This window comes from Curtobacterium sp. JUb34 (assembly GCF_003755065.1).
GTDB lineage: Bacteria > Actinomycetota > Actinomycetes > Actinomycetales > Microbacteriaceae > Curtobacterium.
Genome location: NZ_RJVH01000001.1, coordinates 690,877 through 711,782, shown reverse-complemented (window position 1 = coordinate 711,782; position 20,906 = coordinate 690,877). Strand labels below are relative to the sequence as shown.

The following is a 20,906-nucleotide window of genomic DNA, read 5'->3' as shown; positions in this document are numbered from 1 at the left end:
TCTGCGGAGACCGTCATCGTCCTCCGGGGAGAGCCTTGCCATCGAACCTGCCTGTCCGCCCGATCGCCGCACTGTTCGCTGCTCTGAGCGTCGTCCTCGGAACTGCCGGACCAGCCGCGGCTGCGGCCGCTGCCGTCGCCGAGACGACCATCGGCCTCCGGGTCGCCGTCACGAAGGACGGCAACGGTCCCTTCACCGCGAACGACGGGCCAGGTGGTGACGCGAACGACTCGAACGGGATCGTGCGGACGCTCGATGCGGTCACGTACACCGTGACGACGAGCGCGAACGGCGGGCCGAGCATCGGCCAGCGGTTCGTCCTGACCGCACCGGCCGGCACGACATGGGCGGGACTGCCCGCATCGTGCACGGCCGAAGGGTCCCGTGTCGACGGTCGGGAGCTGCACTGTGGCATCGGTGACCTCAGGGAAGGTCAGGCGATCGCCGTGCCGGCCGTGCTGGACATCTCGAGCGACCTGCAGAACGGCGACGTCATCGACGTCACCGCAGCTGCGACCGCTGACAACTCGGGCAACGGTGTCGTCGAGGCGGACGCACCACGCACGACCGTCTCCGCGGCAGCTCGGTACGACCTCTCGAAGAACATCAACGCCTCGGTGCTCACCCCCGGGTTCACTGGTCCGGGGGGCGAGCGGGGGATCCGGCTGGTGTACCCGATCGCCGTCACGTGGGAGCCCGTCGTCCCCGGACAGGGCCTGCTCGGCTTCGAGAAGAGTGTCGGCCCGATGACCTTCACGGACGACCCGTCGGAGATCCTCGGCGACCTGCCGTCGCGTGCCCAACTGTGGAACGGTTCCGCACCCGCCTGCGGGGTCAACGAGGTCACCGAGTGGCGGATGTCGAACCTCCCGGGCGGTCGGGGTGGGGGAGCGCGGAACGTCGTCGACTCCGGAACGATCGAGTGCTCGCAGGCGGCCCCGGGCGACGACATCGACGTGACCATCTCCGGGACCGTCACGGATCCCGCCCGCGTGCCGACCCAGTCCGTCGGCGGCGGCCCGATCGCCGGTGGCGACAAGGCGTACTTCGTGTCCGGCTACATCAGCGTGTGGATGCCCTACCCGCCGACGGGCACGTCGGTCGTCTCCGTGAACGAGTACTCCCCCCTCCAGACGACCTCGGCCAGCGGCGCGCAGAACTACCCCGGCTCCACGGAGCCGATGGCGAACAACACGGCGTCCCGCAACATCGTCGAGCTCGGCCCGGGGAGCGCCGGCAAGCGTCTCTACCGCGCTGTGGGTGGGACGGTGGTGGCGGGCTCCGCGAAGGCGGGTGATCCGTGGGCGACGAAGGGCGACGTGCTCCGCAGTGAGGTCACCGTGCACAACGACGGCATCGGGGAGTACCGCGGCACGATCCTCTGCGACACGTTCGACCGCACGACGCAACGTCTCACGCGAGCCGGGACCGAGCAGCAGGCTGCATGGGTCGCGGGCCTCGCCGACGGGGAGATCGAGTACGCGGCGTACGACATGGGGTCCGCGGCGAGTGGGCAGCAGCAGGCCTGCGGCGACGCCGACCTGGCGTGGTACGCCGATCCGGACGACGTCCCGGGCGGTATCGCCGGCGTCGGAGCGGTCCGCGCGACGGGGGACGTCCTCGGTGGGACCTGGGCCGTGCTCTACTCGCGCGTCACGGTCGAGGGAGCGACCGACGGCACTCGTGCGCACGACTTCGGACACGTCATGTTCGGTGACCACGTGACGACCTGGACGCACGACACCTCGGTGCCCGAGGTCGGAGCCGGCGGCTTGGCGGACAGCGTCCTCATCACGGAGAACCTCGCCCGGACGACGAAGAAGATCGTCGATCCGGGCCACGACGCCGGGACCACCCCCGACCGGACGAGCTTCACGGTGGCGGGCACCACACTCGAGTACGCCCTCTACCCGACCCTGACCAACGGCAACACGACGGGTCGGCCCACCACGGTGACGGTCCGCGATGTGCTGCCGCTGCACAGTCAGTACGTCCCCGACAGCGCGTCCGTCCGACCAACGGTGATCGACACCGTCGCGGACGACGCCGGGAAGGACCACCAACGTCTCACGTGGGAGTTCTCGGACGTCGAGCCCAACGTCACCATCGATCCGATCACGTACGAGGCGCACGTTTCCGCACTCGCCCCAGCGGGCCCGATGACCAACCGGACGAGCATCTCGTCCCCCTCGGACAAGTCCGAGCAGTTCCGGCGCGAGGCCGAGCGTGCGGTACAGATCGTGAACACCGGTGGCATCGGTGTGGAGAAGCGGGCGACCGAGCCCGTCGTGGCCACCGGTGACCCGCTGGAATGGGAACTGGGTTACACCAACACCGATGCGTCGAACGTCCACGGCCTGGATCTCATCGATGTCCTGCCGTACGTGGGTGATCCACAACGATCGGACTTCCACGGGTCGTTGGCGCTCACTGCCGGCGTGGCCGTCGACCGATCTGCGGGTGAGACCGTGCGGTACACCACCGCCGAACCGGGCTCTGTCTCGCTCGACCCGGAGGACCCGTCCAACCGACCTGGTGGCTCCACCGTCTGGTGTGCTGCGGAAGACTTCGGGAAGTCGGGGTGCGCATCGTCCTTCTCGGCGGTGACCGCGTTCCGGATCGAGCGGACGAGTGCGGTCCAGCCCGGCGCGACCGTGAACCACCATCTCTCCCTCGTGACCACCGGCCAGCAGGACGGTGACACGTACGTGAACCGATTCGGGCTGCGCGCGTCCAACCTCGCGCTTCCGGTGCGGTCGAACCCGGCGAGCATCCGCGTCGCGTCCGGCGCCATCGGTGACCTCGTGTGGACCGACACCGACCGTGACGGCCTGCAGGACGACGACGAGCAGGGTCAGCGAGGGGTCGGCGTCCACCTGGCTGGCACTGACGACCGCGGTGACGAGGTGTCCCTCGACACCGTGACGGACGCCGACGGGACGTACTCGTTCGACGGGCTCCGCCCAGGCGCCTACGTCGCGACGTTCCGTGCGCCCGACGGCAGGCAGTTCACGCGGGAACACGTCGGCAACGACGACGCGGTGGACTCCGATGCGGACGGAGACGGTGTGACCGGCACGGTCGTCCTGGATTGGATCCACACACCGGAGGGGGCGAAGGACGTGATCACGCGTGACCAGACCGTGGACGTCGGAATCGTGCCCGCAGCGGAGACCGTCTCGCCGGAGGTCCCGACCAGCCCTGCGGACGGAGCCGGACCGGGTTCCGCTGCCGGCCCGGCCGATCCCGGTCCTGGGACCGCTGCCGACCAGATCGGGGGACGACTCGCCTTCACCGGGAGCGGCCCCGTCGTCGCCGGCATCGTCAGTGCGCTGTTCCTCGTGCTGATCGGCTCCGCCGTGCTCCGGAGGCGACGTCGCGCAGTGCAGCGCTGAGACGGTCGATCGCCCACGAGGCCGCTGCTGACCGGGGGAGGGCGTGCTCGGACCCGGGTTCGGAACGGTCAGAAGGCGGCGAGGGCGTGGCGGAGCATGTCGTGTCCCTGCGCCTCGAAGCCCTCGTCACCGACGGCGTGAGCCCAGGTCGCGGTGCCGACGGCCTCGCGGAGTTGGAGCCATCGCCAGGCGTCCGGCTCGCGCGGATCGTGGCCGTAGCCCGCGAAGAACGCCGCCTCGAGGGCGGGATCGTGCTGCCAGTGGAGCACTGCGAGGCGGGTGAGGTCGAAGGACGCCGGGCGCCAGCCGAACCGGCCGAAGTCGATGACGCGCAGCCTGCGGGCGCGGATGCGGCTGTCGTTGTCGGCGTTGGAGTCGTCGTTTTCGCCGTTGTCGCCGTTGCCGACGATCCAGTTGCGTGGGTGGAAGTCGCCGTGGGTCGGGACCAGGGGCTCGTCCGCGTGGTCGGTGGGGAGCATCTCGAGCGCCGCGCGGGTCCGGGCGACGACGTCTGCCGAGATCCGGTGCGGGGCATCGAGCGCGCGGAGGGCCTTCGCCTGTTCGTGCAGCAGGAACGTCGAGTCGTGCCGGATGCCCTGGTCGTGCAGGCGCCGGAGGACTGCGCCGGCCTGCCGATGGACGTCAGGGGCGTGCTCGTCCGCGGTGCCGAGCGCGAGGTGACCGGGGACGCGTTCGAGGACGAGGACACGGTGCCCTTCGTCGGCGGACACGAGGGCGCCGGCGTCCCCGGCAGTGCGCAGGGCGTCGGTCACGGTCCGGTGGGCCTCGAGTTCCCGGGGGAAGTGGGTGTTGTCCTGGCCCGAGGCCTTCACGGTGTAGCTGTCGTCGCCGGCGACGACGTGCAGGACCCTCGTGTCGAGCAGACCCCACGAGTCGTCCGCCACCAAGACCGCGTCGGGGAGCGTCCGGAACACGAACGCGATCTGGTCGTCATCGAGTCCGGTGTCGCCCCACTGCATGGCGGCACGCTACCCGGTCCGCTCTGCGCACCGCGGCCGTTCTGGGGGCTTGTCGGACCTTCCGCTCCCTCGGACACTGATGCAGCCGTCCGCCACCGTGGTTCGGGTGCGGTGTGATCAAGGAGGGCGCAGTGCGCACGTCATCGAAGGCCGCAGCCGCGGTCGCACTCGGGTTCGTCCTGACGGCGGTCTTCGCCGCACCGGGGATCGCCGGAGCGCCCAACTGCCGAGGGGACAGCATCTCGGTTCACGACCTCGCCTCCGGGTGCCACGGCGGCTCTGGTGTGATCGCGCTCGACGACGGCCGGACCTTCGCGGTGCCCGCCGCGGGCGTCACGCTCACCGCCGCGCCCGTCGCCGAAGGGGACACCGACCCCGGTGACGTGGTGATCGCGAACCGTGGTGCCGCGGGCATCGCCGTGCAGGTCGACGAGGTGTGGGCCGGATCGCCCACCGCCGTCCGGCAGGAACGCGCAGCCCAGCAACGGCGAACGCTCGGGGCGACGATCCGTGGCACCGTCTCGCACGGCGGCGCCACGACGTCCGCGAGCTGCGGGAGCAAGGCGTACGTGCTGACCGGCGCGCACTGGGAGTCCCCGGTCCGGTGGCGGTACAACCCGAGCGGGGCGAAGGTGTCGAACGTCGCAGCGATCCAGCGCGGCGCCGAAGCGTGGACCGGCACGATCACGGCGTGCGGTCAGACCGTCCGGTCGACCGCGGCCCAGGAGTACCTCGGCACCGCGACGCAGAAGCCTGCGGTCACCGCCGACGGGGGCTGCGGGACCTCGAACCGGACGAGCGTCATCGGGTGGGGCAAGTTGCCGTCGAAGACCCTCGCGCTCACGTGCATCTGGTCCTTCACGGATGGGGTCGCCTTCGAGACCGACCAGCGCTACTCGACGAGCCACCGGTGGGGATCGACCAGCACCTGCTCGGGCAACCGGTTCGACCTGCGCGGCATCGCGACGCACGAGTGGGGGCACTCGTACGGGCTCGGACACACGGCGCAGAAGTCCGGGCTCGTGATGAAGCCGTCGTCGACCGTGTGCGACACGGCGCAGCGGACGCTCGGGCTGGGGGATGTGCGGGGGATCGCGGCGTTGTACTGAGCGCTGCTTTCGTCCACTCGCCCGTATCGGCGCGCCGCCCGTCGTTTCGACCCCCACATATGGGGGTGCGGTGCTGAGTGATGCTCCGTAACGTGCTGTGGAGTTGCACAGTGCAGCCATGGGGGCTGTGCGCTGGTGCGACGTGCTGAGGGGTTCTTTTCGCGTGTTCGCTGCGTCGTTGTCTGGTCGTGTCCGTGGAGTTCTGCTGGCGGTGGTGACGTTGGTCGCGCTGTTGGGTTCGTTGCTGGTGGTGGTGTCGCAGCCGACACCGGCGCAGGCGGCTGTGACGGGGACGGGCGGGCAGTACGTGCCCATGCCGTCGAATGCCCGGGTGCTCGGTGGTGGCACGTCGAAGGGCACCTACCGGACTGTCAAGGTTGCCGGGGTGGATGGTCTGCCGTCGTCCGGGATCGGTGCGGTGACGATGATGGTCACGATCGTCGCCCCGGCCGGGCAGGGCCAGCTGTTCGGTCGTCCGTCGTCGTCGGATCCGTCGACGCTGCTGATGGTCTACAACGCCGGCGTCGGTGGGAACACGTCGAACTCGAGCCTGCTCGCGGTCGCCGATGACGGCACGATCCAGGTGATGACCGAGACGGCGCAGTCGACCGTGATCATCGACATCACCGGTTACTACACGTCGACGAAGAACGGCGTCTCGGCGGGTGGCTTCGTGGCGATGTCGCCGGCGCGCGTGCTGGATTCCCGGGACGGTACTGGTGCCGCAGCTGGGCAGATCCCGGCGGGATCTCAGCGCACCATCCAGGCGAGCGGATCGAACGGTATCCCGGCGGGTGCGGCGGCGGTCGCGGTGAACATCGTCGTGATCAACCGTGAGGCCAAGGCCGGTTACGTCCGTCCCACGCCGACGGATGGGGTCCGCAGCACGGGTGTCCTGAACTACAACTCCACCGCGGGTCTGACGACAGCGATGAACGCGCAGGTCGCACTGAACTCCGCTGGGAAGTTCAGCCTCAGCACCGCCGAGGGCGGCGGGAAGATCGACCTCGTCGTCGACATTCAGGGCTACTTCCTGCAGTCCAACCCGGGTGGCGGTTTCACACCCCAGGCCGGCCGGCTCGTTGACACCCGGACAACGGCCAGCATCGCCGCGGGTGCGTCGTTCGCGGTGCAGGTTGGTGGTCGCGCTGGTGCTCCGACGGTCGAAGGTGGACTCTCGGCTGCTGCGGTGACGTTCACCGCAGTGAACAACAGCGGTGCGGACTCCTACGCGAAGATGTGGGCTGACGGGGCAGCGGAGCCAGACTCCTCAGCGATCAGCAGCGACACGACCTCGATCGTGTCGAACACCGTCGTCACACCGGTGGGCGCGAACGGGAACATCCGGATCAAGAACATGGGCAAGGCCGCGATGAACTACGTCGTCGACCTGCAGGGCACCTACAACTCGCTTCCCGGTGGCCCGTCCGACACGAATCGAACCGGTCAGCGGACGTCGGCGACGACGCTGCCGTTCCCGATCACGGACCAGACCAACGCGTCCGTCGATGTCGGAACCGGGAACCTGCTGGTCACCACCTCGGCGATGTCGTTGCCTGGGGCGACGAGCTCGACGCCGATCGGTGCCGCGTACAACTCGCGCAGCACCACCGTCGGGGACGTCAACACGATGGATGCGAACCGGTGGCAGTACGCCCTCGCCGGCGCGGGTGATCTCACCGCGAACGCCGACGGTGTCATCTACACGGACGCTGTCGGTACGGCGTGGCAGTTCCGTCCGTCCGGGGCGCAGGGTGCGTTCATCAGCCCGGCTGGTTTGCAGCAGACCCTGACCCGCGTCGACAACAGCACGACGCACGAGTACACGCTGAAGGGGTGGACGTCGAACTCGACGACGCACTTCAACCTCGCGGGCCAGCCCACGTCGATCGTGGACCGGAACAAGAACCAGATCAGCTTCAACTCCGACGAGCCCGGCTTCACCCTGAAGTCCCTCGTCTCGACTGCGGGTGTGTCCGGGGCGCGGACGGCGAACTCGTCGTACGCGAACGGTGTGCAGACGTTCTCGCAGACCAGCGGCTCGAGCTCGCGTTCGGTGTCGTGGACGAAGAACAGCACCGGCGACATCACGACGTACACGGACGCGCTCGGCAAGCAGACCACGTTCGGGTACACCAACGGCGACCTCACATCGATCACGGCGCCCGAGGGCGGTGTGACGGCGTTCACCTACGACTCGTCCGACCGTGTCACCAAGGTCGAGCAGCGGAACACCACCGCCGGTTCCCCGGGCACCGCTGTGACGCGGTTCTCGTTCAAGGACGACACCACGACACTGGTCGCCGACCCGCGGTCCGATCAGTCGGCTGCTGTGGCGGATGCCAAGCGCACCACCTACACGCTCGACGGCAACGACCTGGTGACGAACGCCGTTGATCCGGCCGATCGGGAGCGGGGCCGCGAGTACAACCCGGCGAACAACGGCGTCGCCACCGCCACCGTCGGCAAGGAGGGCGGCACTGGGACCTCCGCTCAGTCGAAGTCGACGAACGACTACGGCAAGAACGAGAGCCAGTCCTTGACGAAGAGCACGAGCAGCTCCGGAGCATCGTCGTCCGCGACCTATGACGCGCCGGGGGCTGCGAACAAGTACCTGCCGTCCTCAACCACTGACTCCGCTGGTGACAGCACGTCGTACGGGTACAGCGGTGTCGGCAACCAGACCTCCACCAGCACGGGCTCGGGAGCAGACGCGGCGAAGGCGGAGCTCGACTACAACTCTGACGGCACCGTCAAGACTGCGACGGCCCCGGGCAACGGGGGGAACCCGACGAAGTACGAGTACGAGAACAAGCAGCTCAAGAAGGTCACCGCACCGAACAACCCCTCGAGCAACACCGACATCATCGGCGCCAAGGAGTACACGTACGACGCGTTCGGACGTGTCCGGACCGAGACCGACGGTCGCGGGAACACGACGACCTACGGGTACGACAACGACGACCGAACCACCTCGATCGCCTTCAGTGACGGCACCGCGACGGTGACCAGGTCGTACGACGGAAACGGCAACCTCCTCACCGAGACCTCCGCCACCGGCACCATCACCAACGCGTACGACCGGCGGAACCGCCTCACCTCCACGGTGAACACCGCCGGTGGCGGCACGGTCTCCTACGGTTACGACCTCGCCGGCAACACCGTCACGGTGACCGACGCGCAGGGGCAGGTGACACACGCGTACGACCCGTCGAACGTGCTCACCGCGACGACGTACCCGACCACTGCGGGTACGGCGAAGCAGGTCTACCTGACGGACGACCACGGCCGCCGTACCAACACCTGGCTCGGCGCCCCCAGCAACGCGACCCCCGGGGTGGAGCCAGCGTCGTGGACGGGGCACCAGCAGGTCGAGTACGACTCCTCCGGCAAGATCACCCACATCAAGGCGTGGACCGGCAAGGACACCACGCTCGAGGTGAACACGAAGTACTGCTACCAGTTCGAGGCGCCCTCCGACGGACCCTGCGACGACAGCGACAAGTCCAAGGACCGCAGCAAGCTGCAGTGGACCCGCGACGGTTCCGGGCAGGCTACGAAGTACGGGTACACCTCCGGTCGACTGACGAAGATCACCCAGTCCGGCGGCGACACCCCAACCAACTGGGCGTTCACCTACGACAAGGCCGGCAACCGCACCCGCGCCACCGCAACCAACGCCACCACCGAAGCGACGGTCAGCGACCAGCAGCTGAGCTACAACGCGCTCGGCCAGATCACCACCACCGGGTACGCGTACGACAAGACCGGCAACATGACCGCCTCGCCCGGTGCGACGTACACGTACAACGGTGCGCAGCAGATGACGTCATCGACGAAGGACGGCAAGAAGACCACGTACGAGTACGCCGGCGCGGACATGAACAAGCTGCTCTACCAGGCGACCGATGGGGGAGCGGAGTACGGCTACACCTATGGCACATCCGATTCCAACGGTGTCCCCGTGATCGCCGGCCGCGAGCTCGTCGGCACCGGCACGGCTGCGGTGATCAGCGACCCGACCACGGGCCAGCCGCTGGATCTTCGGACCACGGACGGCACGACGAGCATGTACGTCCTCGACGGGATCGGGAACCCGGTCGCCTCGATCGCGGACACCGGCGACGTGGCTTACAAGGTGACCTACGACGCCTACGGCGAGGAGCAGGTCAGCGACGACGGCGGCAGCAGCGCGCAGTGGCAGCAGAACCCGTACGGATACAAGGTTGGTATCCGCGCCAGCAACACCGACACCGAACTCACGAAGTTCGGCTACCGCTGGCAGTCCGCCGGTACCGGCACCTGGATCGAACGCGACACCCTCGACGCCCCACTCAGCCCTTCCGATGCCAACCGCTACGCGTTTGCAGGAGCGGACCCGATCAACCGGTCGGATCCCACGGGTAGATCTGTGGGCGGCGCAGTTGCAAGTGGCGTGGTGAACGGTCTGGGTGTTGCTGCTGGCGCCGTGATCTGCGCCTCAACTGGCGGGCTTGGTTGCCTACTTGGGGGCGTTGCTGCGGGTGTCTTCTTCGGCGCTGTCGGAGGAGTTGCCTCCGAAGCTGTCGAAGGTGGCAACGACTACGGGACGAGCGCTCTCGAAGGAGCGGTGGAAGGCGGCGTCTCGGGCCTCGTCGGGGGCGGACTTGGTCTGGCCGCGACCCGCTTCCTCCCGACCCGGCTGTAAGGAATATCGTTGTGGATATGACCCTCTTTTGGTTGATCTGGGCAGCATTGCTAGTTGTTGGCCTGTTTGGCGTATTCCTTCTACTGCTCAGTGCAAGACGCACCGTGCGAGCTGAGGGATTTGGGCGAGGTAGGATGCACCGCGGACCGGGAGCTTCCGCCTATTGGTCAGGCTTACTAATATTGGTTGCCGACGTTGTCATCATATTTGTGTTCGCATACGCGTTTTCCGCATGAGAGGGTGCGGATCTCCAGGCATGGAGCAGACCGGCCGTCACTAGCTCGAACTTCAACCGGTTCCCAGAGATCAGTGGCGGGGAATTCGTCTGGAACGGCACGGATGCGGTCATTAGCGACCCGACGTTTGGCCAGCCGCGGAACCGGCGGAGCGTGCGAGGGCACGTCGAGTATCTATGTCCTCGGGAACCCGGTCGCAGACTTTGGCGGTCGGGGGCAGGTCTGTCACTACGTTTGCGGTGGAGTTACGTTCTCTGTCGATTCAGGCGGGCACACCGGTCTCACCTTCTCCCTCGGGGCAGGAAGCCCGGGTGTCGGCGGATCAGTATCGAGCAGCAGGGGCAACGTAGGGACCGGCTACTCAACGCCTATGTGTAGTGCTACTGTTTCACAATCGATTCGGCTGAGTTGGGAAATACTGTGGCATCCTTTCTGTTGTGACGATGACCGTACTCGCTGCAATTCCAAAGGATGGGAATTCACTTCCGCCCTGGCTGTTCGTAGTCTTCGCCGTCGTCATCATTGGCATCGCGCTCACGTTGTTTCTTCGGCGTAAGCGGTAAAAGGAGAATTGCTCGAGTTGATTGAGCGCGACCCGCCGGGGGAACTGGCGGAATCGGGAATGAACGACATGAATCTTCTCGCGATCAACCCTCCTGGTCCCGACGGGGGTATCCCCTTCGGGGTTTGGATAGCCGTCGTGGCTGTCATCATCGTGATTGGTACCGTCACGGCGATGAGGCGCAGGCGAAAATGAAAACCGCGGAGGGTTGATCTGCACCTGATGATCTTGCTTGTTCTGACGCTGGGCATCGGGGCGGCCTTCGTGCCACTTGCCATCGGAGTATCCGCCTCCAGCGCCAGTAGGCGGCAAGGGCGTTCCTCGAGCAATCAGCAGGTCCCGTGGCCTGAATGATCGTTCGAGGTGCCGGTCGCGACATCGTGGATTCTCTAGGATCGACACATGTCGACGACCATGCCCGGCTTCGGGACCGAACGCATCGCGCAGCTCGGCCTGCGTGACCGCGTCTACGACCGGGTGCTCGAGGTCCTGATGGGCCACGACGTCGAGCCCGGCATGCGACTGTCGATCGACGGGCTCGCCCGTACCCTCGGCGTCTCCCCGACCCCGGTGCGCGAAGCCCTCGTGCAGCTCGAACGCACCGGGCTCGTCACCCGAGAGGCGAACAAGGGCTACCGGGTCTCCCCGCCCCTGGCTGGAGACCAACTCGAGGCACTGTTCGACGCCCGGTTGATCGTGGAGAGCGGCGCCGTCGAACTCGCCGCACGCGGTGACGTCGACGCCCTGCGGGAGCGGCTCCGCACGGCGCTCGACGAGCAGGCTGCGGTGGCCGCCGAGGTCGCGTCCGTCGGGGCGGCGCACGCCCCGGAAGAGCTGATGGCCCGCTTCTTCCGCAGCGACTGGCAGTTCCACCAGCTGATCTTCGATGCCACGCGGAACCCGTTCCTCGAGGAGATGTCCGAGATCATCACGACGCGGGTGCACCGTATGCGGCAGATCGTCGAGGGTGGCGGGGACGACACCGACCGCGCCGTGCACGAGCACCGAGCGGTGGTCGATGCCCTCGCGGTCGGGCCGACCGAAGCGGTCGCGGCGATGCGGCACCACATCGACGCCGTCCGGCTCCGGTCGCGCGAGGACGCTTCGCACACGAGCTGATCCCGCAGGGGTTGCGCTCTGTCGAGGTGCGAGTATCTTTCCTATAGGAAAGAGGTTCACTGCCGAACCCCGACATGCGAAGGAGCATTCCGTGAGCACACCGCAGGATTGGGTCGACCAGGATTGGGACCCGACCACCTGGACGTCGGACACCTGGCCGATCGCCGCCTGTCTGCACGGTTTCGCCCAGGTCACGCGCGACGGCACCGCGTTCCACGATGCCCCGGCCGAGGTCTGGGACGACGTGTTCGCGCAGATCGAGGCCGCCGGGTTCTCACTCGCCGAGCTCGCCGACAGCCACATCCGCCCCGCGGACCTCGAGCGCTCCCGCCGCGACGAGCTGTTCGCCGTCGCGAAGGCGCACGGTATCGGGATCCCCTCGGTGCACCTGCAGCGCAAGAGCGTCATCCAGCCCGGGCACGAGGAGGACAACCTCGCCTACGCCCACCGCACCATCGACGCGGCGGCCGAGTGGGGCATGCAGGTCTTCTCGACCGGGCTGCACCAGCCGTTCTCCGACGCCCAGAAGCGCGCGCTGTGGTTCTGGACGGCGCCGGGCCCGAAGGACCCGGACGACCCGGAGGTCTGGGACGCCGCGGTCAAGCGATTGCGGGAGCTCGGCGAGCACGCTGCGAGCGTCGGGCTGCCGATGGCGCTCGAGCTGTACGAGGACACGTACCTCGGCACCGCCGACAGCGCCGTGCGACTGGTCGAGGAGATCGGGCTCGACAACGTCGGGCTGAACGCGGACGTCGCGAACCTGATCCGTCTGCACCGTCCGGTCGAGGACTGGCGGGAGCTCTTCGCGAAGACCATGCCGCACACGAACTACCTGCACGTGAAGAACTACACGCGTGACGAGGCCGGCGACGGGAGCTGGGCGACGAGCGCTCCGAGCACCATGGAGACGGGCCTCATCAACTACCGCCAGGTCCTGCGCGACGCCGTCGCCGACGGGTTCCGCGGGATCGTCATGACCGAGCAGTACGGCGGGGACAGCCTCGGCGTCTGCGCCACCAACCAGCAGTACATCCGATCCGTCCTGGCGACGACGAAGCTCGACGCGACGGCGACGGCGACGGCGACGGCGACGGCGGCCCCGACTGCAGCAACCAGCACCGAAGGAGCAATCCGATGAGCACCCTCGACATCGCCGTCGTCGGATCCGGCTACATGGGCGGCGGGATCGCCCAGGTCCTCGCCCTCGCCGGCCACACCGTCCGGATCGCCGACGTCTCGGCCGAGATCGCCGCGTCCAACCGCGCCCGGCTCATCGCAGAGACCGAGCAGTTCGTCACGGACGGCCTGTTCCCCGCGGACGCCGTGGCGCGCGTCGACGCCCACCTCAGCGCAGCCGCCTCCATCGAGGAAGCGGTCGCCGAGGCCGACTTCATCGAGGAGGCCGTCCCCGAGAAGATCGAGATCAAGCACGCGACCCTCCGCCGCATCAGCGAGGCCGCCCGCCCCGACGCGATCATCGGCTCGAACACCTCGACGATCCTGATCGAGTCGCTGGCCGAGGCCGTCGTGGGCCCGGAGCGGTTCCTCGGCGTGCACTTCTCGAACCCGGCACCGTTCATCCCCGGCGTCGAGCTCATCCCGCACCCGACCACGAACGAGCACGCGATCGCGGTCGGCGAGACCGTCGTCGCCGCGACCGGCAAGCAGTCGGCGCGGGTGAAGGACTCGACGGGCTTCGTCCTGAACCGCCTGCAGTACGCACTGTTCGAGGAAGCCACGAAGATCGCCGACGAGGGCATCGCCACCCCCGACGACATCGACACCATCGTGCGGACCACGTTCGGGTTCCGCCTGCCGTTCTTCGGCCCGTTCGCGATCGCCGACATGGCCGGTCTCGACGTCTACGCGTTCTGCTTCGAGTCGCTGCAGACCCGTTGGCCCGAGCGCTTCGCCACCCCGCCGTCGCTGCAGCAGCACGTCGACGCGGGCGAGCTCGGCACGAAGTCCGGCGCCGGGTACCTCGAGGTGCCGGCCGACCGGACGCCGGAACTCGTCGCCTACCGCAACAAGGCCTACGTCGCGATGCAGAAGCTGCTCGACGACCTCGGCCCGGCACCGATCCACTGAGCGGCACGACGATGCGCAACGAACAGCAAACCGCCGTCCTCACCGGGGCCGCCTCACCGCGGGGCATCGGCCGCGCCACCGCCCACCACCTGGCCGAGGCCGGATGGGACATCGGCATCATCGACCTCGACCAGACGGCGAGCGAACAGGTCGCCACCGAGATCCGCGAGCAGCACGGCGTCCGCGCGGTCGGCGTCGGCGCGAACGTCGCCGACGAGACCGCGGTCCGGGCAGCGTTCGACACGATCGAGGCCGAACTCCGTCCGATCACCGCACTGGTGAACCTGGCCGGGGTCTCGTCCGCACACGCCTACCTCGACCTGCCCGAGGGGGAGTGGCACCGCGTGCTGTCGATCAACCTCGACGGCGTGCACTTCGCCAGCCTGCGGGCGGCGGAGTCGATGGTGCGGTCCGGCTACGGGCGCATCGTGAACCTGTCGTCGGTCTCCGCCCAGCGCGGCGGCGGCACCTTCAGCAAGACCCCGTACACGGTGGCGAAGGCCGGCGTGATCGGCCTGACCCGCGGCCTGGCGCGCGAGCTCGGGCCGCACGGCGTCACCGTCAACGCCATCGCCCCTGGCCCGATCGACACCGACATCATGGGCGGCACGCTGACCGAGGAGCGCAAGACCGAGATGGCGGCGGACGGCGTCCTGCCGCGGATCGGCACCCCGCGGGACATCGCCGCGGCGATCGCCTACCTGATCAGCGAGGACGCCGGGTTCGTCACCGGTCAGACGCTCAACGTCGACGGCGGCCTGTACATGCACTGACGGCCGTGCGCGACGGGTCCACCTCGTCCCCCTCCGCAACACCTCCGCACCGTGCTCGCAAAGGAGCGAACCCGTGTCACTTCCCCATGCCCCCGCGCTCGGGTCGACGAACGACCCCGGCCTCAAGTCCGCCATCGGCAAGGCGACGAAGCACCTCATGCCGATGCTCGTCATCCTGTACTTCGTCGCGTTCCTCGACCGCACCAACGTCGGGTTCGCCGAAGAGGCCCTGAGCGTCGACCGCGGCATCTCCGACGCGGCGTTCGCGCTCGGCGCCGGCATCTTCTTCATCGGCTACGCGATCTTCGAGATCCCGTCGAACCTGCTGCTCAAGCGCTTCGGTGCCCGGTTCTGGCTCGCCCGCATCGCGGTCACGTGGGGCATCGTCGCCGCGCTGTTCGCCTTCACGACGAACGACACGATGTTCATCGTCCTGCGCTTCATCCTCGGTGTGACCGAGGCGGGGCTGTTCCCGGGCGTGATCATGTACCTGTCGGAGTGGTTCCCGAACAAGGTGCGCGTGCGGATGTTCGCGATCTTCTACCTGGCGCAGCCGTTCTCGCAGATGATCGGTGCCCCGTTGTCCGGCGGGCTGCTGAGCTTCGGTGACCAGGCGACCCCGTTCCACGGCTGGCAGGTCATGTTCTTCGGTGAGGGGATCCTCGCGGTGCTCGCCGGCATCGCGGCCTTGGTGTTCCTGACGAACAGTCCGCAGCAGGCGAAGTGGCTCGAGCCGGGCGAGAAGCAGTCGCTCACGGCGGCGATGGCACGCGAGGACACCGCCCGCAGCGCGGATGGTCCGACCGGCATCTGGAAGGCCATGGCGAGCGGCCGGGTCTGGTACTTCACGATCATCTACTTCTGCCTGCAGGTCGCCGTGTACGGCACGACGTTCTACCTGCCGCAGCAGGTCTCCTCGCTGCTCGGGCAGGACGTCGGGTGGCAGGTCGGCCTCGTGACCGCGATCCCGTGGCTCGTCGGACTCGTCGCCTGCTACCTGGTCGGGTCGAAGGCGGACTCCGTCGGTCGCCGCCGTCGCTGGGGGACCATGTTCTACGTCACGACCGGGCTCTCGATCCTCGGTTCGGCCTGGGCTGGCGCGAACGGGCAGCCGATCCTGGGCATCGTGTTCATCACGCTGGCGGTCGCGAGCTTCCTGGCCGTCGGTCCGATCACCTGGGCGTACCCGACGGCGTTCCTCACCGGGGCTGCTGCCGCGGCGGGCATCGGCCTGATCAACTCGCTCGGCAACCTGGGCGGGTTCGTCGCCCCGATCATGCGCACCGCGATCAACGAGGTGGTGCCGACCGACAGCGGTGCGTTCGGGATCGTCTCGCTCGGGGTCCTGGCGTTCGTCGCAGCGGTGATGATCTTCTGCACGAAGTTCTTCCGGGGGTCGAAGGCGGATGACCTCCTCGACACCTCGCATGTCCGCACCACGACGTCGAAGGAGACGAACGCGTGACCAGACTGTTCAACGACCCGGCGGACTTCGCCGACGAGGCGACCGACGGCTTCGTCGTCGCGAACGAGCGGTGGGTGCGGAAGGTGCACGGCGGCGTCGCCCGCGCCACCACCAGCCCCGACCGTACGGTCGCCGTCGTGATCGGGGGCGGTTCCGGCCACTACCCGGCCTTCGGTGGACTCGTCGGGCCGGGCCTGGCTGCCGGTGCCGCGATGGGCAACCTGTTCGCCAGTCCCAGCGCGCAGCAGGTGGCCGGTGTCGCCCGGGCCGCCGAGCACGGCGGCGGGGTGCTGCTGAGCTACGGCAACTACGCCGGTGACGTCCTGAACTTCGACGCCGCGGCCCGCACGCTCGAGGCCGACGGAATCCCGGTCCGCACGGTCCGGGTGACGGACGACGTCACCAGCGCCCCGGCCGACGAGGCGACGAAGCGTCGCGGCATCGCGGGTGACCTCTGCGTCTTCAAGGTCGCCGGTGCCGCCGCCGAGCAGGGCCGCAGCCTCGACGAGGTCACGGCCGTCGCCGAGCGCGCCAACGACCGCACGCGGTCGTTCGGCGTCGCGTTCTCCGGGTGCTCCCTGCCCGGTGCCGACGAACCCCTGTTCACGGTGCCCGAGGGCCGGATGGCCATCGGCATGGGCATCCACGGTGAGCGGGGCATCGACGAGACGGACGTGCCCACCGCCGGCGGCCTGGCCGAGCTGCTGGTGTCCCGTCTGCTCGACGAACTGCCCGACGGCGTGGCGCTCGACGGAGCGAACGGACCGCGCGTCGTCCCGATCCTGAACGGGCTGGGCAGCGTCAAGTACGAGGAGCTCTTCGTCGTCTACCGCTCGGTGCAGCAGCGGCTGGCCGACGCGGGGATCGTCATCGTCGAGCCGGAGGTCGGCGAACTGGTCACGAGCTTCGACATGGCCGGCGTCTCGCTCACCCTGTTCTGGCTCGACGACGAGCTCGAGGAACTCTGGGCAGCAGCCGCGGACACCCCTGCGTACCGCAAGGGTGGCGCCGTCCCGCAGGAACGCGTCGACCCCTCCACCGTCGAAGCGGACGCCGAGGCGGTCGCCATCGGCGCGGCGAGCGACGACTCGCGCGCGGTGGGCGAGCGGGTCGCGGCCGGCTTCGCCGCCGTCCGTGCGCTCCTCGACGAGCACGCCGACGAGCTCGGACGCATCGACGCCGTCGCGGGTGACGGCGACCACGGCATCGGCATGCAGCGCGGCGCGCACGCCGCAGAGGCTGCAGCTGCTGGTGCAGTAACCGCCGGCGCAGGTGTCGGATCCGTCCTGCGGATCGCGGCAGACGCGTGGTCCGACAAGGCCGGTGGGACGTCCGGTGCGATCTGGGGAGCCGCCCTGGAGGCACTGGGTCGCGTCCTCGGGGACGAGGATCGCCCGTCAGCCGCCACGGTCCAGAGCGCGGTGCACGCCGCCACCGAGGCCGTCCTCGCGTTCGGCGCGACCACCGGCGACAAGACCATGGTCGACGCGCTCGTGCCGTTCGACGAGGTGCTGCGCACGCGGATCGACGCGGGAGCGTCGCTCGCGGACGCCTGGACGGACGCCGTCAGCGCCGCCCGCGAGGCCGCCGACGCCACCGCGTCGCTCGTCCCGAAGATGGGCCGCGCACGCACCCACGCCGAGCAGGCCGTCGGCACCCCGGACCCCGGAGCGGTGTCGTTCGCGCTCATCGTGGAGACCCTCGCACCGTGATCACCATCGGGGTGTCGCTGAAGACGTACTTCTCGCACGCCCGGACCCTGGAGTGGGCCGGGGCCGTCGCGGAGATCGCCCGGCGGCACCCCGCGACGCGGTCGGGAGCGGCGACGCTGTTCGTGGCGCCGACGTTCCCGGCGCTCGTGCCCGTCCGCGACGTGCTCTCCGGGTCGGGAGTGATCCTCGCCGCGCAGGACCTGTCGTGGGCCGACGAGGGAGCGTTCACCGGCGAGGTCTCCGGCACCGAACTGCGGGAGATCGGGGTCGACCTGGTCGAGATCGGGCACGCCGAACGACGCTCCCTGTTCCACGAGGACGACGCGACCGTCACGGCCAAGGTGCACGCGGCGTTCCGCAACCACCTGCGCCCGCTCCTCTGCGTCGGGGAGACGACCCGAGCCTCCCGTCCGGGTGCAGCGGACGCTGTGGCGGAGGTGACCGCGCAGCTCGACCGCGGTGTCTCGACGGCCGTCGCTGACGGACTGGGCGGGGCGCTGACCGTCGCCTACGAACCGGTGTGGGCCATCGGCGCGCCCGCGCCGGCGCCGGACGACCACATCGTGGCGGTGCTCGCGGGGATCGAGCAGCACCTCGCCACGCGGTCCGAGCTGCGCGGGAGCACCGTGTTGTACGGGGGCAGCGCCGGGCCCGGTTTGCTCACCCGGGGTGCCGGACGGATCGGCGGGCTGTTCCTCGGTCGGTTCGCGCACGACCCGGCTGCGGTCGAGGCGATCCTCGACGAGGTCGCAGCGGGCTAGGACCCGTCGCGGGTGCCTGCCAGCCCGTGGTCGTGCGCGTAGACCACGAGCTGCACGCGGTCCCGCAGCGAGAGCTTGCCGAGGATGCTCGAGATCTGGGTCTTCACGGTCGACTCGGTGACGTACTCCTTCGTCGCGATCTCGGCGTTCGAGAGCCCGCGCGACGCCCAGCCGAACACCACCCGTTCCCGCTCGGTCAGCGCCTGGAACTCGGACGGCTGCGGAGCCGGTGCCCTGGCGACGTCGGCCCCGAACAACTGCGCGAGGTCGTTCGGCGCGATGACGGAGCTGCCCTCGTGCACCGCCCGGACCGCGGCGAACAGGAACGTCGGCGTGGCGTCCTTGAGCAGGAAGCCGCTCGCGCCGAGCCGGATCGCGGTCGCGGCGGCGGGGTCGAGGCCGAACGTGGTGAGCACCACGACGCGGGGGAGCGGCCCCTCGACGGCACCGGAGAACAGCTGACGGACGGTCTCGACACCGTCCATGCCGGCCATCCGCATGTCGAGCAGCATCACGTCGGGCCGGAGCTCCCGGATGCGGTCGAGGGCCTCGGCGCCGTCGGAGGCCTCGCCCACCACGTGCATGTCGTCCTGGGCGTCGAGCACCACGCGCAGACCGGCGCGGAACAGCGCCTGGTCGTCGGTGAGCAGGATCCTGATCGGTTCGGTCATCGGACGGGTCCCCCTTGGACGTCGAACGGGATGCGGGCGCGTGCGGCGAACACGTCGTCCAGCGCGGCGGCGTCGAACGACCCGCCGAGTGCGGTGAGGCGGGTGTGCATGCCGTCGATCCCCCGGCCGGAGCCCCCGGTCGTGCCGTCGCCGACGACGTTCTCGACCTCGAGCACGACGTCGGCGCTCCGCCAGGTCTCACGGACCACGACGGGCAGACCCGGTGCGCCGTGCCGGAGTGCGTTGGTCAGCATCTCCTGCAGCACGCGCCGGGCCGCCGTACCGGTGTCCGGCCGGAGCGGGACCGGGACGCCACGCACCGTACGGTCGACGTCGACACCGGCCTCGCGGATGCCCTGCACGATCTCCTCGAGCGAGCCGGGGTCGGTCGTCTCCCCGGAGCCGTCGATGTGCCCGAGGACCTGCCGGACCTCGACCAGCGAGCTGCGGGCGGTGCTGGCGATGGTGGCACTGACCTCGCGGATGCGGGCCTCGTCGGCCAGGAACGGCACCGAGTCGGCCTGGGCGATGATCACCGCGAGCGAGTGGCCGACGACGTCGTGCACGTCGCGGGCGATGTCCGCGCGGATGCGCTCGGACTCCGCCACGTCGATGGCGCGGGTGGCGGTGGCCTCGGCCTCGGTGGCGACGGCCTCGGCGCGCGACGCGGCAGCTTCGGCGTCGGCTCGACGGACGGATTCGCGGTCGCGCGACCGGAAGGCCCGGACGGCGACCCCGCCCGCCCACACCCCGAGGAGCGCGGCGACCGGTGCGGCCATCGCGAGGAACGCCTGGTCGCGGGGGCCGTTGAGCAGCACCAGGTACCGGAAGCCGGTGACGGCGAGGTAGAACGTCGCGCCGACGCCCGCGACGAGCGCGAGCACCCCGGAGAGGATGACCTCGGTCCGGGTGCCGACCACGGCCGCGGTGCCGATGACGACGAAGATGGCGAGGTCGACGAGCGACGGGCGCTCGCCGCCGCCCACCTGGATGATCCCGAGGACGACCACCATCAGCATCGCCGCCGACGGGGAGACCCGACGCAGGGCGATCGCGCCGGCGGCGGCGAGCACCGCGAAGAAGCTCGCGTGCTCGAGCTCGACCTCGATCGGCAGCAGGAAGACCAACGCCGCCAGGACCGCCCACGCCACGTCGACGACGATCGAACGGGTGGCGAGCGGCCGGATGAGCGTGCGCCGGTCCGTCACGGCTCGATCATCGCATGCCGCCCGCGTCGGGCGGCGTGCGCCGACGTCACGCGCCGGGGGTCATGGCGGCGAGGGCGATGACGGTGGTGGCGACGATCGCGGCACAGAGCAGCAGCGTGGCGATGGTGTGTTTCGTCGAG

The 20,906-nt window shown here is 69.2% G+C and carries 14 protein-coding genes; 10 read left to right on the top strand and 4 right to left on the bottom strand.

The features are described 5' to 3' along the window. Positions 1-35 precede the first annotated feature (35 nt). On the top strand, positions 36-3,395 hold the full coding sequence (locus tag EDF63_RS03370; RefSeq protein ID WP_123311199.1) for an SdrD B-like domain-containing protein: 3,360 nt from the start codon (positions 36-38) through the stop codon (positions 3,393-3,395). A 68-nt stretch (positions 3,396-3,463) separates the two neighbouring features. Here the strand turns inward: EDF63_RS03370 and EDF63_RS03365 are convergent, their stop codons facing one another. Then, positions 3,464-4,375: an aminoglycoside phosphotransferase family protein gene (locus tag EDF63_RS03365; RefSeq protein WP_123311197.1), complete on the bottom strand. Its 912-nt coding sequence runs from the start codon at positions 4,373-4,375 to the stop codon at positions 3,464-3,466. A gap of 131 nt (positions 4,376-4,506) precedes the next feature. On the opposite strand from EDF63_RS03365, the gene EDF63_RS03360 reads away from it, so the two are divergent. Further along, positions 4,507-5,484 (top strand): matrixin family metalloprotease, encoded by a 978-nt coding sequence (locus tag EDF63_RS03360; RefSeq protein WP_185021269.1) that lies wholly within the window; start codon positions 4,507-4,509, stop codon positions 5,482-5,484. 214 nt (positions 5,485-5,698) lie between these two features. Beyond that, complete coding sequence (locus tag EDF63_RS03355; protein WP_185021268.1) at positions 5,699-10,171, top strand: RHS repeat-associated core domain-containing protein; 4,473 nt, start codon at positions 5,699-5,701, stop codon at positions 10,169-10,171. Between the two features lie 624 nt (positions 10,172-10,795). Here the strand turns inward: EDF63_RS03355 and EDF63_RS18365 are convergent. Beyond that, positions 10,796-11,188 (bottom strand): hypothetical protein, encoded by a 393-nt coding sequence (locus EDF63_RS18365; RefSeq protein ID WP_148061706.1) that lies wholly within the window; start codon positions 11,186-11,188, stop codon positions 10,796-10,798. 183 nt (positions 11,189-11,371) lie between these two features. Here EDF63_RS18365 and EDF63_RS03350 point away from each other — a divergent pair, with 183 nt between their 5' ends. The 7 genes from EDF63_RS03350 (at position 11,372) to EDF63_RS03320 (ending at position 18,887) form a co-directional block, all read left to right on the top strand. Further along, positions 11,372-12,088 carry a GntR family transcriptional regulator gene (locus tag EDF63_RS03350; RefSeq protein WP_123311191.1) on the top strand — a complete coding sequence of 239 codons (717 nt, stop codon included), beginning with the start codon at positions 11,372-11,374 and terminating at the stop codon, positions 12,086-12,088. Between the two features lie 91 nt (positions 12,089-12,179). Then, positions 12,180-13,226: a sugar phosphate isomerase/epimerase gene (locus EDF63_RS03345; protein WP_123311189.1), complete on the top strand. Its 1,047-nt coding sequence runs from the start codon at positions 12,180-12,182 to the stop codon at positions 13,224-13,226. Further along, entirely contained in the window at positions 13,223-14,176 is a 954-nt protein-coding gene (locus tag EDF63_RS03340) for a 3-hydroxyacyl-CoA dehydrogenase family protein (protein ID WP_123311187.1), read from the top strand. Before EDF63_RS03345 ends, EDF63_RS03340 begins: the two co-directional genes overlap by 4 nt. An 11-nt stretch (positions 14,177-14,187) precedes the next feature. Then, positions 14,188-14,949 (top strand): SDR family NAD(P)-dependent oxidoreductase, encoded by a 762-nt coding sequence (locus EDF63_RS03335; protein ID WP_123311185.1) that lies wholly within the window; start codon positions 14,188-14,190, stop codon positions 14,947-14,949. 73 nt (positions 14,950-15,022) lie between these two features. Next, positions 15,023-16,414 carry an MFS transporter gene (locus EDF63_RS03330; RefSeq protein WP_123311183.1) on the top strand — a complete coding sequence of 464 codons (1,392 nt, stop codon included), beginning with the start codon at positions 15,023-15,025 and terminating at the stop codon, positions 16,412-16,414. Continuing rightward, the gene (locus EDF63_RS03325) at positions 16,411-18,126 is read left to right on the top strand and encodes a dihydroxyacetone kinase family protein (RefSeq protein WP_123311181.1); all 1,716 of its coding nucleotides are present in this window, start codon (positions 16,411-16,413) and stop codon (positions 18,124-18,126) included. Before EDF63_RS03330 ends, EDF63_RS03325 begins: the two co-directional genes overlap by 4 nt. After that, a complete protein-coding gene (locus EDF63_RS03320) occupies positions 18,123-18,887 on the top strand; it encodes a triose-phosphate isomerase family protein (RefSeq protein WP_123311179.1) in 765 nt (254 codons plus the stop codon). Before EDF63_RS03325 ends, EDF63_RS03320 begins: the two co-directional genes overlap by 4 nt. Here EDF63_RS03320 and EDF63_RS03315 read toward each other — a convergent pair. Then, the gene (locus EDF63_RS03315; protein WP_123292887.1) at positions 18,884-19,558 is read right to left on the bottom strand and encodes a response regulator transcription factor; all 675 of its coding nucleotides are present in this window, start codon (positions 19,556-19,558) and stop codon (positions 18,884-18,886) included. The genes EDF63_RS03320 and EDF63_RS03315 overlap by 4 nt on opposite strands. Further along, entirely contained in the window at positions 19,555-20,766 is a 1,212-nt protein-coding gene (locus EDF63_RS03310; protein WP_123311177.1) for a sensor histidine kinase, read from the bottom strand. The genes EDF63_RS03315 and EDF63_RS03310 overlap by 4 nt, the downstream gene beginning before the upstream one ends. Positions 20,767-20,906 lie beyond the last annotated feature (140 nt).